Below are 14,023 nucleotides of genomic sequence, written 5' to 3' on the forward strand. Positions count from 1 at the left end.
TATGATAGCGTATAGCGGGATGATTTTCTTCTTTCTTAGCAAGAAATTTATCTTTGAGTGATAATAATGCTTATTAAGATTATTCGAATGAGTATTAGTTCAGCATTTAGGTGTAAAAATAGGCGCAAATGACAGTTTCGGTTGCAGATAAATAGTATCAGTGTTTGAATACGCGCGAGAATATTTCTGCTTGAATAAGGAGCCTACAATGAGTCTGGAAATTTCCCAGATAGCTTTACATCAGTTGATTAAACGTGATGAACAGACACTTGAAGTGATGTTGCGCGATTCTTTATTGTCAACCGATAACGTTGTACAAGACATGATGGCAGAATTACACCGAGTATATAGCGCAAAAAGTAAAGCTTTTGGTGAGTTTAATGAAGAAAGCGAACTGGCCGATGCGTTGAAACTGTTGCGTAAAGGTGAAGAAGAATTTCTTGGCTTTAGTCGAGCAATGACCGTGCGTTTAAAAGATGAATTGGCTAAATATCCCTTTGCTGAAGGTGGGGTCGTGTTATTTTGCCAATACCGTTATCTTGCTGTTGAATATTTATTAATCGCGGTGCTCAGTAGTTGCGATAGTATGTTTGTAACCGACAGCCTCGATTTATCGACCACGCATTACCTCGATATTCCTCATGCAGACATTGTTGCTCGTATCGATTTAACGGAATGGGAAACCAATCCCGAATCTACACGCTATTTAACCTTTTTAAAAGGGCGTGTTGGTCGTAAAGTATCTGATTTTTTTATGGATTTCTTGGCTGCGTCAGAAGGCTTGAATGCAAAAGTACAGAATAAAGGGCTAGTACAGGCGCTCGATGATTTTTGCGATAATGCGCAAATGGATAAGAACACACGTCAAGCTTATCGTCAGCAAGTGCATGCATATTGTACGGAACAGTTACAATCCGGCGAAGAAATTGAGTTACAAGCACTGTCTAATGAATTACCAATAGTAGAAGAACAGAGTTTTGGTGATTTTGCCCGTCAAAATGATTATCAGTTAGAAGACAGTTTTCCTGCGGATAGAGGCACATTAAAACAGCTGACTAAATTCTCGGGGAGTGGCGGGGGAATCACGATCAGTTTTGATGCGATGTTGATGGGAGAACGTATTTTTTGGGATCCGGTGACGGATACTCTGACTATTCGCGGTACACCACCGAATTTACGTGATCAGCTACAGCGCCGTGGTGGAAAATAAGCATATGTTGAAAATAAATAACGCCGCAATTGCGGCGTTATTTACTCGGCGTCCCGATAAATTCTAAAGCTCGGCTTGTGGCTTTAATTAAACGCGCAGGAAGTCAATGTGCGTCACTTTTGGTTTGAACGGGTGACGTTGAACAGCCTGAACTTTGACTTTAGTTTCTTTACCATCGATAACCAGGTTCAGAACTTCATAAAATTCTGCTTTACCTTCTTGGTTAATCACTTCATCGTGGCTAAGAGTCACAGAGATAGCTTCTTGGTTGCCACCGTAAACGATAGCTGGAAGCTGGTTTGCTCTGCGCAGGCGGCGGCTCGCACCCTTACCCTGCTCTTTACGTGCAATTGCATTGATAGTTAACATTACTATTTCTCTATACAAGAAAAAAATAAAATCCTGCTACAGGCGACCCAGCAGCAGGTTCGATATTTGGCTTGGTGTTGTTGAAGTACGCTAATGCGAAACATCCAAGCGGGCGGCATTTTAACGGAAAATGCCTACAACGGCAATCATAATCTAATTAACATCAAGAATAGAGTTGGTCAGCAACGCGGAAGCGTCCTTGATAATCGAATATTTTTTGGCGGATCTCCCAATAACTTTCTTTTTTACGAGCAACAATAAATTGCGGGTATCGTAATGCGGACTGTTGGGTAACGATATCATGGGCTGACGACCATTTGAAAGGAACGCCAGGCGCTCGTAAGTGTTCACGCAAGAAACGATGCTCAAATGCACGGCGTTGTGGTGTTGTATGAAGGCGAAAACGTTCTGAGACAGAAGTACCATCCTCATCATAATAGGTGATTTTTAACCATTCACCTTTATTATCGCGACCTGTTGTCATCTCCATTCCACCACAACGTAAAATTAAAGCATCTTTTAGTTTCAATGCGGCTTTTAGCATATCGTCAGGATCCGATAGCACCTCATCACATTTTTGACAGCGTCGTGCAGCGATATCATTTTCTGCTCCACAGTGAGGGCATTGCTTAAAACGAAAACGAAATTCACATTGTTGCTTGTGTCCTAACGCATTTTCTTCCCAACCTTGGCAACGGCGGCCATAGTGCTCAATAATTTGGCCATCTTCTGTGCATTTTCCCCAAAAAGTATTCGCAAATTGACAGAGTGGACAAAAAACTTGTACAGGCACACTATTCGAATTAGGTTTGCTTGAACCAACTTCAGGGCGAAATAAGTCATGAGGATTACCCGCGTAGTCTAAAATCAAACACTGAGATTTATTAGGTGATAATCGTAAACCACGTCCAACAATCTGTTGGTATAAACTGACCGATTCAGTAGGGCGTAAAATGGCGATAACATCCACATGAGGGGCATCGAAACCGGTTGTTAATACGGAGACGTTAACTAAAAAATGCAATTGTTTATTTTTAAATTGTTGGATAATCGCTTCACGTTCCATCGCCGGTGTGTCTGCGGTGACTAAGGCGGCAGTATTTTGGGGGAGATAGCTGAGTACCTCTTTTGCGTGTTCGACAGTTGCAGCAAAAATCATGCAGCCTTGTCGTGGTGTCGCATAGTCAACGATTTGAGCCACAATCTTCGGCGTAATGCGTTTTTGTTTTTGGATAGAAAGATTGAGTTCATGTTCATTGAAAATGCCCGCGGAACTGAGTGACACCTTGCTAAAATCATATTGCAGTACAGGCATGTCGAGACGTTCAGGCGGTACTAAGAAATGATTTTTAATCATATAGTGTAACGGTAATTCGTAAATACATTCGCGGAAAAAGCAATTTTCATCACCTCTGACCATGCCATGATAATGATATTGGTAAATCCAGCCTGAACCTAGTCGATAAGGCGTAGCGGTCAGCCCTAGAATTTTTAGCGTTGGATTATATTGGCTAAGGCTATTGATAATTTGTTGGTATTGGCTTTTTTTATTTCCGCTAATACGGTGGCACTCATCAATAATGACCAGTGAAAAGTTGTCATGAAAGCTTTCTAGGTTGCGCGCGACAGATTGTACGCTGCCAAAGACCACTTTGCTGTGGGATTGTTTACGATTTAAACCCGCAGCAAAAATATCCGCTTCTAAGCCATAAGCCCTATATTTAGCATGATTTTGTTCAACAAGCTCTTTGACGTGAGCTAACACAAGCACTCTTCCTCGAGCTAAGCGAGCAAGTTCGGCTATCACTAGGCTTTTTCCTGCGCCTGTAGGTAGCACAATAACAGCAGGTTGCGTATGCTGGCGAAAGTAGTGGATCGTCGCATCGACAGCATCTTGTTGATAGGGGCGGAGAACAAAAGGCATATTATTCAGCATTAATTAAAAATAGTGAGTCTCTCAGTGTTAAATTTAGGTTAACACAATGGCATGAGCTAAAAACACCACATAATTTTGAGACGCTATCACTTGTGATTAGTTATTGATATAATAAAAGATGTGAACATAATCACAATAACCTTTCAATTTTATTTCTAACAACTTGGCCGCTTTATAGGGTTGAGTTGCTATTCCATCAAATTAAGAGAATTTATGCGACTGGATAAGTTTTTGTCCCAGCAATTAGGGATTAGTCGGAGTCTGGTAACTCGCGAGCTACGTGCAGGAAAAGTCACTGTCGACGATGAAATTGTTAAATCAGGTGCGCTACAGATTAGCCCTGAACAGTCGGTTGCTTATGAAGGCAGTGTTTTAGTCCATGTTACAGGTCCTCGTTATTTTATGCTGCATAAGCCTGAAGGCTACGTCTGTTCAACTGACGACCCGACACACCCGACTATTCTCTATTTTATTGATGAACCGTTAGCCGATAAGCTGCATTCGGCAGGACGCCTTGATATCGATACAACAGGGCTTGTGCTATTAACGGATGATGGTCAATGGTCGCATCGTATAACGTCACCTAAACATCATTGTGAAAAGACCTATCGGGTCGAATTAGAACACGATATTGCCGATGATGTCGCACAGCGCTTTGCTGAAGGCGTCATGCTTAATGGTGAAAAATATCCAACTAAACCTGCACAATTAGAAATAATCACGCCCAAAGAAGTCTTATTGACGATCAGCGAAGGTCGCTATCATCAAGTCAAAAGGATGTTTGCGGCTGTTGGAAATCATGTTTGTGGCCTACATCGCGAACGTATTGGTGATATATGGCTAGATGCTGAGTTGGCACCGGGTGAATATCGAGTGCTGACAGAAGATGAAATTAATAGCGTGACAGTTCCGCGCTAAATACCAAACGTAATACAAAAGAAGTTTAGTCATGCGCAGTTTATATACGCTTACTGTGTCATTGGCTCGTGCGCCTTAAGCGGAACGAGATAGGAGTTTAAAAGAGTGCAACAGCAGACATCATCCTACTTAGGATTGATATTAATATTAGGTTTATTATCGATGCTTATGCCTTTGGCCATTGATATGTACCTACCGAGTTTCTTAGCTATGGGTGAGTACTTCAATGTCGATGAAGGGCGCATCCAAATGACGCTAAATAGCTATATATTTGGCTTTGCGATAGGGCAACTGTTTTATGGACCAATGGCGGATAGCCTAGGACGTAAGCCTGTCATTTTAGGTGGTGTTATTGTATTTGCTATCGCATCGGCAGCTTGTGCACTTTCTGAATCCATCGATTCACTCATTCTGTTTAGATTCCTACATGGTTTTGCGGCAGCGGCAGCGAGTGTTGTGATTAACGCATTAATGAGAGATATGTTTACACGCGATGAATTTTCGCGAAGTATGTCTTTTGTCGTGTTAGTGATGACGATTGCGCCTTTACTTGCGCCAATTCTCGGCGGAGAAATGATGCGTTGGTTCTCATGGCACGCTATTTTCTGGAGTATTGCGATTGCTGCTGTTTTGGCTGTTATTCTAGTTAGCTTATTTATACGTGAAACGTTGCCTGTTGAGAAACGTCAGCCATTCCATTTAGGTAATACCTTAAAACAATTTGCGACCTTGTTTCGTGCAAAGCAGGTTCTATTTTATATCCTCGCAAGTTCATTTTCATTTTCAGGCATGTTTTCATTCTTGAATGCAGGGCCATTTGTCTATATTGAGCTTAACGGTGTATCTCCTCAAGATTTCGGTTACTTTTTTGGTATTAATATTGTTTTCTTATTTTTAATGACAACCTTAAATAGCCGTTATGTAAGACTCTTTGGGGCGGAGCATATGCTCTACCTTGGAATTATTGTGCAATTTACCATGGGTATTTGGTTATTAGCCACAACAGCACTTGATGTCGGTTTCTGGGCTTTAGTGCTTGGTGTTGCTGTCTATGTCAGTGGCATTGCGATGATCACGTCTAATGCGATGGCGGTGATTTTGGATAACTACCCACATATTGCAGGAACCGTATCTTCATTAGCGGGAACGATTCGTTTTTCGATTGCAGCGTTAATTGGCTCATTGATATCGTTGATTCCGGCTAAATCCGCATGGCCGATGGTTGGCTCGATGGTCGCTTGTGTTGCCTTTTCTATGTTATTTGTTTTATTAGCTAAACGCGCTAAAAAATAAACGACGATCAGTTTCTATCATGTCAAGCGGCTTCTGTTGTTTTAAGCCGCTTACCCGCATTAATTTCAGTTAGTCACCATATTTATTTGAATAGTGTTAAGTAAAAATTAACTACTCGATAAAACCGAATTCATTCTCAGTAAAATTAGAATTTCTGTATAAAAATGATCTGGGTCAACTATCATTTGATTAACGTTTGTTAAATTTATGTATTAAACTAAGCTGATTGGAGTTAAGTGAAAAATTGGTTGAGATGATGATTTTTATTCAAAATAACTCAGTTTATTATTAACCTCCGTTTAGTAATGTAAAAAAAATGGCTAATAGTTAGTCTTAATGTTGAATTTCAATAGTAAAAAAAATTTAAAGTTTAACATTCTGGGTAAAAAAATTCGTATGCAAGGATTTGTGTCACAAAAATTTAACGACACGAGCAATAATTAATGTTATATTTAGGTATGATAATTTAACAAACACGTTACTTTTGTGAGTTGTAGCGAATTCGGTTTGAACGAGGTTTGATGAAGTTTACTGAGCTCTAAGGATTAACTTAGAGGAGGGAGAATCAAATTGCTTAGGAGTAGGGGGGATTTATGGAAAAAACTCTACTCAGCGTTGATTAGGTAAATGGATCTCGTTCAGCAAATAATATGATGGTTAGGTAGCAATAGGAATTTGTTGTGGAAAAATCAGGTCTTTCGGTAGTGCACAGGCTGCCGCAAAGCTACCGCTGGTTATCTGGAAAAATAGGGACTGATGTTGAAGTGGTACCTACAGATGATTTTGGTAGCGATAAACTTGTGGGGCTGAAATTACTCAGTCATGACTGTGCGACAGATTGCATCGCAATGAAGCAGTTATCAGAATCATTGTCTGAATTGCAAATTGAAAGTGCAATTTTAGAGTGGCAAAAAGAAGTTTGCCTCTTTATTCATGCAAATGATGAGCTTGCGGCAATGTGTCGCTTAAAGGCCGATGGCGTTGCTATTGCCGAGCTTGGATCAGGTTTCTATTCGTCTTAATAAAACCGTATTGAATACAATAAAAAAGCTTCCAGTTTGTAAACTTGGAAGCTTTTTTATTGGCAAGGGATTAATGAGATTTTACAGCTTATGAGCCATTAATAACACGACGGCCCGCGTAGTATCTTTTGCTCCAATACTCATTGGTCATTTCAGAAACGATAACACCGCTACTGGTAGAAGCGTGAACAAATTTATTATCGCCGATATAAATGCCAACGTGCTTCATGCGACGACCTGTTTTAAATAAAACTAAGTCACCTGCTTTTAAATTATTGCGTTTGACGCTCTGTCCTGAAGACTCTTGTTCCGAGGTGGTGCGAGGCAAAGCAACACCGAATTGTTCGATAAAGGTGCGCTGAACAAAACTTGAACAATCAATACCACTCTTTGTTGTACCGCCTAGGCGATAGCTGACCCCTTTCCAGTTAGCGTATTGGTCCATAATTTTCGATTTGGTATCGACGCTCTGGACGAGTTGTTCAAACTCATCTTGCGAAGCCATCGCTAAAGAGTCAGAAGAACCATTTAACATGCGAGGTTCAGAGTGGGGAGTACGTTGAGCATTCTTTGAAGAATTAGGGGTAGTACAAGCTGAAAGTGCCGCGGCAATCGCGATTGCTGGTATAATGCGCAAAATGTTGCGCTTAAATTTTTCAGATGTTGCCATTATTCTCGATATCCCTTGCCATTTTGTTTTGTGTTTTTCCACACAATAAACGTAAACTTATCCCTGTGAAAAACGCATTTTATCAAATGCAACACTAGCTTTTCACAGAAAGTGTTTAATACAGAACAACTAAACTTTGTATATGAATGTAAATAAACTGCACGCCGTAGAAGAAGATGTGTGATATGTAAACACAATAACAGCCAGCTAGGCAGACACTCATCGTTAAAATTTGGCAGTTGCATACTTATTTCGCCAAACATAGAGAGCATACATAAACAGAACTGAAATGGCGAGTTAATAAGGGGATAATTTACAAAACATTATATTAAATACGAATAGAGTAAGGGTTTTGGCGGCTTTTTGTTAAAAAAATAGAACTTTAACTGTTAAGTGAACAAAGAATATAATAAAAATAACGATCTAGATCACATTTCAAGTCGGCTTGCTGCAATTATTAACGATTAAGACACTCTTAAATGTAAAGAAGTTTAAATTTACTTAAGCTGACCAACTTAAATAGTGATGGCAAACTCATTATCGTTAACCATCACTATACTGTAGGCATACCAAGTTAGCGAGTTTGTATCTGCATGTTGGCGAGTTTAATATGGTATTCGTTATATATGCGTCGTTCAAAATCAGCAAATCGGCGAGAGAGTGTTGTTCGCGCTAGCGTTGACGAAAAATAATCGACGGGAATTAAATTCGCACTGCCGAGGTTATCAATGATCACAAATTGACCATGAGGCTTATAGCCTAATTGGTAGACAATATTGTAAGGCTTTAATGCCATTGTCACTATGGCGTCTTTAAATATCGTTTTTTTAAAAATATCATACGCAATTCGCATATTTTTTTGATGTTTTAAAAAATAGTTTTTATTTTTAAAAAAATAATCAAGTGTATTAGATACAGCCCCTGTTTTATCTTTAATTAACTGAAATACATAACCCGTCCCCATGTTTGTTTCTTGAGTACCATAATAATCGGAGATTGTCTCTGACGACGATTTATTTCGATAAATCCGTTTGTAATATTTTATTTCGCGTATCGTCTCTTTATCATCTCTATCTGCATGATGCACTTTTACGCATAAATCCTCACGTTCAGGATGATGATAACACGCTCGTTGCCGTCCACTGGCAATCAATTGCGATGGACTAAGTACGATAGGCTTTGCAAGTAATGTCTTCATATTATAGCCATTAAGTGAATGTGAATTAGGTCGACCAAGGCTGTTGCCTTATTTATAAAAATAAACAGGCTAATTTTAATGGATAAGAAAGAAGGAAAGTGGCAATCTGTGTGATCGCTTGTTATTTTGTGATCAGGCTATCTTATTATATTTTATTTCTTAGAGTTAAAGAAAAATAAAAAACTACGGCTATCAGTTAAATATCATTTCATTCATTCAAATTAGAATCTCGTCATTCAGTGATAAAAATAAAAAACAATTTAAATATAAATAATTTATTACAAATGACGATAACTTAATTTTTAATGGATGCTTTTTATGAAACTTATAGTCAATAAAATTTCCATAGCAGCAATATTGGCAATCACAGTCATTAACTATTCACCAATAGCACAAGCGAAAGAAAAAACAGTAATCGGTAGTGGCACGATTACATTTACGGGGGCTATCGTTGCATCGCCATGTCAAATCGGGACATATCAGGAAAATGTTCAAACCACTTGCTGGAACGATAGTGGTAAGCCCGTGACAACGCAAATCTCCCTAAAGACCTTAAAAAAAGGCACTCAAGAGCTGCCAAATAACAAAGGGACTCAAAGCTTTAAATGGATAGATAAAGCACAGACTCTGGGTGTGTATACACTGATATATAACTGATTTGAAAAGAGTCATATGATTTAAAGCAGGAAAGCGAATTCAAATTGTGTAAAGTTCGAAAGCCCTATGGGCGTCCGCCCATAGGTGATAACAACAATTAATCGCAGCGACCCATATAACGACGCTCAGGAATATGGATACGAATTTTTTCGCCGCTGGTGAGGTATTCAGGAACTTGAACCGTTAAACCGGTAGCCATTGTTGCAGGCTTTGTACGTGCGCTCGCAGAAGCCCCTTTAATGGCGGGAGTGGTTTCTACGATGACCATATCGACAGTTTGAGGTAATTCGAGTGCAAGGACTTGACCATCCATTGTTAGCACTTGCATGCCAGGTAGGCCTTCTTCAGGAATAAACAATAATTCCTCTTCAATATCCGCACGTTTAAATAGATAAGGCGTATAGTCTTCATTGTCCATAAAGACATATTCATCACCATCGATATAAGAGAAACTAACAGCTCGGCGAGTGAGTGAGATAGTCTCTAAAATATCATCACCTTTAAAACGCTCTTCGACTTTTTGCCCTGTTTTAATGTCAGTAAAGCGCATTTTGTATAAAGTGCTGGCACCACGAGCGCTTGGCGCTTGAATATCAATGTCTTTAACCAACAACAGTTTGCCATTGTAATTCACTGCAAAACCGCGTTTGATTTCATTGGCCTTTGCCATATATAACCTTCTTGATTGTCTTCATAAAAGAGTGCGACAAAATTACTCGCAGATAGGCGATTAGGCAAGATAGTAAACACATTTTTCAGCAAAAAAATCTCCCCAGTGACTTAGCTGGGGAGGGATGTTCAATTAATAGACTGGGAGTAACCCAAATAAGGAAAGTATGTGTGCTACAGCATTAATGACACCGAATAGAATGACAAACAGAATAATACTGATACCACCAGGAGCCTGATAGCTGTTGTTTGGAAAACGTTTACGACTCGCTTTAGCCATTAATGCAGGTACGATGACAGCCCAAATTGTCGCGGCAAGACCAGCAAAACCAATCGCGTAGATAAAACCATTAGGGAAAACGAGTGCAAAGACAGTTGGTGGCAAAAATGTGATTAGGGCAGATTTAAAGCGACCTTGTTTGCTGTCATTAAATTTAAAGAAGTCAGCAATAAAATCAAATAAACCAAGTGATACACCTAAAAATGAACTTGCCAATGCCATATAGGAAAATAGCGTCAAAAATTGGGAAATGAAATCGCTATTCGTCGATGCATTCATTTGTTTCAATAATGCACCAATGTTATTGCCTTCTTCGCGAATTTGAATAAACGCGGAGCGTGGGATGTTACCTTGAACCGCATACTGCCACAGGATATAAATCGCAACAGTAATAATAGCGCCATACACAAGACTACGTACAACAGAACGGCTATCTTTATTGTAATACTTAACTAGACCTGGAACATTACCGTGATAACCAAATGACGTTAATAAGTAAGGTAATGCAGCGAGTGCATACGGTAAATAGTGGGCATTACCTTGATCGACTTGGTTGAGTAGAATTGAAGGGGATGCTGTTGTGACCATGCCACCAATAGACATCACAAAGGTGATGACCATACCGCCGATTAAAATCGTGCTTAAACGGTCAACGGCACGTGTCGATAACCAAACAAAGAAAGCGACCAGAAGCGCAAAGAACAACCCAGAAACGGCTTGAGGAACCGCCATGTAACTAGATAAGTTCTCAGAAATAATGGAGCTTCCCGCGGATATATAGGCATAAGTCAAAATATACAGCACGAAAGTAATGGATAGACCATTAAGTGAGTTCCATATCGGTCCTAATAAATCTTTGACCATAGTATGAAAGCTGGCACCAGCAGGGTAATTCATATTGGCTTCTAAAATCATTAACCCTGAAAGCAGCATGCAAACAAAGGTATAGATTAAAAGCACGATAGAGCCTGTAAACCAAACACCAGAGGTCACCATGGGGATTGAAAACATACCAGCGCCAACGGCTGTACCCGCGATAATCATTGCGCCACCTAAGATGGAGGGCTGTTTGATTGTTTTTGTTGTATCAACAGACATGGGAACTCCCGATTAATGTTTCTTTGTACTAGCTTAATGATACAGACGGTGTGTGTTGATGTAAATAATAATTAACGGACAAATGTAAAAAATTAAGAGTAATTATAATGAGTTGGATGATTATTGTACAAATGACGCAATGCCATTTGCACAAAAGGAAGCCTTAAGCGGGATGGTGATAAAATTGTTGGTTCAACCATAGGTCGATAGCATTGCGGCTAGCTTCAAAGTGTGGTTCAGGCAACTCATTAGGCGCAACCCACATTAGGCTTTCACACTTATCAGCTTCCATAATTTGTGGCTCTACGTCACCGTTGTATTCAACATGCATACAAATAGAAACGGTATGCTTGCCTTCCTGTTGATAGGTATTCACATTATTACTAATACCAAAAACAGTTGGGGTAGTAATATCAATACCAATTTCCTCTTTTATTTCACGAATAGCACATGCCTCGAATGATTCACCCGCATCGACATGCCCACCGAAAATAGACCAGTACGGTGCGTGTTGGCTGCTGCGTTTCCCCATTAAAATTTGGCCTTGTTGATTCGTGATAATGACTCCCACACCAACGACAACACCATCAACAATAGACATGAGTTCTCCTTATATTCTTTATTTTAAGCCGGCTAATATTGCCAGTTTAGTCTAGAAAAACAATCAGGAAAAACTACAAATATCACTGAAGCCATTGTGTTTTAATGGTATAACTATGGCTAGCATGTATACGACAATAACGATAAGGGAGATTCGAGGTTATGACTCGCCGGGTTGCTACAATTACATTAAATCCTGCTTATGATCTTGTTGGGCTGTGCCCATCAATCGAAGTCGGTGAAGTCAACTTAGTGAAAACAGCTAGCCTCAATGCAGGAGGCAAAGGGGTTAACGTCGCAAAAGTTTTACGAGACCTTGGAATCGATATCACCGTAAGTGGTTTTATGGGAAAAGATAACCAAGAAGAGTTCCAACATTTTTTCAGTGATAACGGAATGGCAAACCGTTTTCATATGGTGCCAGGTAGGACAAGAATTAACGTTAAATTGACGGAAAATAACGGTGAATCGACCGATTTTAATTTTTCTGGTTTTGATGTTAGTAAAGAAGACTGGAATCGTTTCTCAACGGAATCACTCAATTGGTTAGGCCATTTTGATATGGTGGTGGTCAGTGGAAGCTTACCGAATGGTATTGAAGCTGAGGAATTCACTCGCTGGATGAGCCGACTGCGTCAATTGTGCCCGTGTATTATTTTTGATAGCAGCCGTGAAGCATTAAAAGCGGGTTTGAAAGCATCGCCATGGTTAGTTAAACCCAATCGCCATGAGTTGGAAATGTGGGTTGGGCGCAAGTTACCCGACCTGAAAGATGTCATTGAAGCGGCACATGAACTTCGCGATAAAGGCATCTCTCATGTGGTGATATCGTTAGGTGAAGAAGGCGCGTTATGGGTCAATGCCTCAGGCTCTTGGTTGGCTAAGCCACCACATTGTGAAGTTGTCAGTACCGTTGGTGCTGGTGACTCGATGGTAGCGGGCCTAGCGTATGGATTGTTAAATGGTGAGTCGAGCGCACACACACTCCGTATGGCAACGGCAATTTCAGCACTATCGGTCTCACAACCGGATGTTGGCTTAAAAAATCGTAATAAACTTGCGGATATGATGGCAAAAATTGAAATGGAGTCGTTGTAAATAACCCCATTACAAGATGCATAATTTCAAGGCGGTTAAGGAAACTTACCGCCTTGATTCTATTGATTAGTTCTGCTGTGACTTCAACCACGCAATCTCTTGAGGCCAAATATCAGGATTAATGGTTTCCAAAATCAGAGGAATGCCATCAAAACGTGGGTCTTTCATAATATAACTAAAAGGGGTATAGCCAATGTTGCCTTCACCTAAACTGTGGTGGCGATCGACTCGGCTGGCAAATTCACTTTTTGCATCATTGAGATGCATGCCTTTAAGGTATTGAAACCCGACAATGTCTGAAAACTGTTGAAAGGTGTCTTCGCAAGCGTCTTCCGTACGTAAGTCGTAACCAGCGGCAAAGGCATGGCAAGTGTCAATACAAACGCCAACACGGCTTTTATCATCCACATCTTCAATAATTTTTGCTAAATGCTCAAACCGATAACCTAAGTTTGAGCCTTGGCCCGCGGTGTTTTCAATAACAGCGATAACACCTTGCGTTTCATTTAATGCGATGTTGATGGATTCCGCAATACGTGCCAAACAATCATCAACTTCAATTTTTTTGAGATGGCTACCTGGGTGAAAATTGAGTAAATCAATGCCTAACTGCTCACAGCGTTGCATTTCATCAATAAAGGCAGCGCGTGATTTTTCTAAGGCTTCGACTTCTGGATGACCTAGATTAATTAAGTAACTGTCATGAGGTAAGATTTGATGCTTACCATAGCCATATTTGGTGCAGTTAGCTTTAAATTTTTCAATGATTTCTTCGGTCAGTGGAGGGGCTTTCCACTGGCGCTGATTCTTTGTGAATAACGCAAATGCCGTGGCGTTAATTTCATGGGCGCGAATGACGGCTTGATCAACGCCTCCGGAGGCGCTGACATGTGCTCCAATATATTTCATTATTGACTCCTTTTTTAAGGAAGTATGCCATTAATAGGGGAATAAATGAAATGAACAAACAAGGCCGCATAAATAGCGGCCTTTAGAGAAGAGATG

General features: G+C 40.1%; 14 protein-coding genes. 6 read left to right on the plus strand and 8 right to left on the minus strand.

Annotation, left to right across the window (positions count from 1 at the left end; all coding sequences use genetic code 11):
- Window positions 1–208: 208 nt before the first annotated feature.
- Window positions 209–1,210 carry a nucleoid-associated protein YejK gene (yejK, locus tag M1F03_RS08655; protein ID WP_163861321.1) on the plus strand — a complete coding sequence of 334 codons (1,002 nt, stop codon included), beginning with the start codon at window positions 209–211 and terminating at the stop codon, window positions 1,208–1,210.
- A gap of 87 nt (window positions 1,211–1,297) precedes the next feature.
- Here yejK and rplY read toward each other — a convergent pair whose 3' ends face one another.
- Both rplY and M1F03_RS08665 read right to left on the minus strand, forming a co-directional pair.
- On the minus strand, window positions 1,298–1,579 hold the full coding sequence (gene rplY, locus M1F03_RS08660; RefSeq protein ID WP_154622298.1) for a 50S ribosomal protein L25: 282 nt from the start codon (window positions 1,577–1,579) through the stop codon (window positions 1,298–1,300).
- Window positions 1,580–1,742: 163 nt separating this feature from the next.
- On the minus strand, window positions 1,743–3,503 hold the full coding sequence (locus tag M1F03_RS08665; RefSeq protein WP_196713198.1) for a DEAD/DEAH box helicase: 1,761 nt from the start codon (window positions 3,501–3,503) through the stop codon (window positions 1,743–1,745).
- Between the two features lie 225 nt (window positions 3,504–3,728).
- Here M1F03_RS08665 and rsuA point away from each other — a divergent pair, with 225 nt between their 5' ends.
- From rsuA to M1F03_RS08680, 3 genes are all read left to right on the plus strand, one after another.
- Window positions 3,729–4,433, plus strand: a complete 705-nt coding sequence (gene rsuA, locus M1F03_RS08670; protein WP_154622296.1) for a 16S rRNA pseudouridine(516) synthase RsuA — start codon at window positions 3,729–3,731, stop codon at window positions 4,431–4,433.
- 105 nt (window positions 4,434–4,538) lie between these two features.
- The gene (locus M1F03_RS08675) at window positions 4,539–5,726 is read left to right on the plus strand and encodes a Bcr/CflA family multidrug efflux MFS transporter (protein WP_318840126.1); all 1,188 of its coding nucleotides are present in this window, start codon (window positions 4,539–4,541) and stop codon (window positions 5,724–5,726) included.
- A gap of 680 nt (window positions 5,727–6,406) precedes the next feature.
- Window positions 6,407–6,748, plus strand: a complete 342-nt coding sequence (locus M1F03_RS08680) for a hypothetical protein (RefSeq protein ID WP_163861328.1) — start codon at window positions 6,407–6,409, stop codon at window positions 6,746–6,748.
- 88 nt (window positions 6,749–6,836) lie between these two features.
- Here the strand turns inward: M1F03_RS08680 and mepS are convergent, their stop codons facing one another.
- Both mepS and M1F03_RS08690 read right to left on the minus strand, forming a co-directional pair.
- The gene (mepS, locus tag M1F03_RS08685) at window positions 6,837–7,418 is read right to left on the minus strand and encodes a bifunctional murein DD-endopeptidase/murein LD-carboxypeptidase (protein WP_154624342.1); all 582 of its coding nucleotides are present in this window, start codon (window positions 7,416–7,418) and stop codon (window positions 6,837–6,839) included.
- 574 nt (window positions 7,419–7,992) lie between these two features.
- Window positions 7,993–8,616 carry a YrbL family protein gene (locus tag M1F03_RS08690; protein ID WP_251464038.1) on the minus strand — a complete coding sequence of 208 codons (624 nt, stop codon included), beginning with the start codon at window positions 8,614–8,616 and terminating at the stop codon, window positions 7,993–7,995.
- A gap of 318 nt (window positions 8,617–8,934) precedes the next feature.
- Between M1F03_RS08690 and M1F03_RS08695 the strand changes: the two genes are divergently transcribed.
- Window positions 8,935–9,273 (plus strand): hypothetical protein, encoded by a 339-nt coding sequence (locus M1F03_RS08695; RefSeq protein ID WP_163861331.1) that lies wholly within the window; start codon window positions 8,935–8,937, stop codon window positions 9,271–9,273.
- Between the two features lie 97 nt (window positions 9,274–9,370).
- Here M1F03_RS08695 and yeiP read toward each other — a convergent pair whose 3' ends face one another.
- The 3 genes from yeiP to M1F03_RS08710 form a co-directional block, all read right to left on the minus strand.
- Window positions 9,371–9,943 carry an elongation factor P-like protein YeiP gene (gene yeiP / locus M1F03_RS08700; protein WP_154635581.1) on the minus strand — a complete coding sequence of 191 codons (573 nt, stop codon included), beginning with the start codon at window positions 9,941–9,943 and terminating at the stop codon, window positions 9,371–9,373.
- A 132-nt stretch (window positions 9,944–10,075) separates the two neighbouring features.
- On the minus strand, window positions 10,076–11,320 hold the full coding sequence (gene mtr, locus M1F03_RS08705; RefSeq protein WP_154624868.1) for a tryptophan permease: 1,245 nt from the start codon (window positions 11,318–11,320) through the stop codon (window positions 10,076–10,078).
- Between the two features lie 163 nt (window positions 11,321–11,483).
- Entirely contained in the window at window positions 11,484–11,921 is a 438-nt protein-coding gene (locus M1F03_RS08710) for a nucleotide triphosphate diphosphatase NUDT15 (RefSeq protein WP_163861334.1), read from the minus strand.
- Window positions 11,922–12,082: 161 nt separating this feature from the next.
- Between M1F03_RS08710 and fruK the strand changes: the two genes are divergently transcribed.
- The gene (gene fruK, locus M1F03_RS08715; RefSeq protein WP_154624866.1) at window positions 12,083–13,018 is read left to right on the plus strand and encodes a 1-phosphofructokinase; all 936 of its coding nucleotides are present in this window, start codon (window positions 12,083–12,085) and stop codon (window positions 13,016–13,018) included.
- Window positions 13,019–13,084: 66 nt separating this feature from the next.
- On the opposite strand, the gene nfo is transcribed toward fruK, so the two are convergent.
- Window positions 13,085–13,927 carry a deoxyribonuclease IV gene (gene nfo, locus M1F03_RS08720; RefSeq protein ID WP_154624865.1) on the minus strand — a complete coding sequence of 281 codons (843 nt, stop codon included), beginning with the start codon at window positions 13,925–13,927 and terminating at the stop codon, window positions 13,085–13,087.
- Between the last annotated feature and the right edge of the window lie 96 nt (window positions 13,928–14,023).

Origin of the sequence: Providencia sp. PROV080, from assembly GCF_033688105.1 — a bacterium.
In the GTDB taxonomy this organism is placed as follows: Bacteria; Pseudomonadota; Gammaproteobacteria; order Enterobacterales; family Enterobacteriaceae; genus Providencia; species Providencia zhejiangensis.

What these genes read in the sequence shown, in the direction of transcription:
- yejK (WP_163861321.1), top strand. Translation starts at nt 209, where the DNA reads ATGAGTCTGGAAATTTCCCAGATAGCTTTACATCAGTTGATTAAACGT.
- rplY (WP_154622298.1), bottom strand. Translation starts at nt 1,579, where the DNA reads ATGTTAACTATCAATGCAATTGCACGTAAAGAGCAGGGTAAGGGTGCG.
- M1F03_RS08665 (WP_196713198.1), bottom strand. Translation starts at nt 3,503, where the DNA reads ATGCCTTTTGTTCTCCGCCCCTATCAACAAGATGCTGTCGATGCGACG.
- rsuA (WP_154622296.1), top strand. Translation starts at nt 3,729, where the DNA reads ATGCGACTGGATAAGTTTTTGTCCCAGCAATTAGGGATTAGTCGGAGT.
- mepS (WP_154624342.1), bottom strand. Translation starts at nt 7,418, where the DNA reads ATGGCAACATCTGAAAAATTTAAGCGCAACATTTTGCGCATTATACCA.
- M1F03_RS08690 (WP_251464038.1), bottom strand. Translation starts at nt 8,616, where the DNA reads ATGAAGACATTACTTGCAAAGCCTATCGTACTTAGTCCATCGCAATTG.
- M1F03_RS08695 (WP_163861331.1), top strand. Translation starts at nt 8,935, where the DNA reads ATGAAACTTATAGTCAATAAAATTTCCATAGCAGCAATATTGGCAATC.
- yeiP (WP_154635581.1), bottom strand. Translation starts at nt 9,943, where the DNA reads ATGGCAAAGGCCAATGAAATCAAACGCGGTTTTGCAGTGAATTACAAT.
- mtr (WP_154624868.1), bottom strand. Translation starts at nt 11,320, where the DNA reads ATGTCTGTTGATACAACAAAAACAATCAAACAGCCCTCCATCTTAGGT.
- M1F03_RS08710 (WP_163861334.1), bottom strand. Translation starts at nt 11,921, where the DNA reads ATGTCTATTGTTGATGGTGTTGTCGTTGGTGTGGGAGTCATTATCACG.
- fruK (WP_154624866.1), top strand. Translation starts at nt 12,083, where the DNA reads ATGACTCGCCGGGTTGCTACAATTACATTAAATCCTGCTTATGATCTT.
- nfo (WP_154624865.1), bottom strand. Translation starts at nt 13,927, where the DNA reads ATGAAATATATTGGAGCACATGTCAGCGCCTCCGGAGGCGTTGATCAA.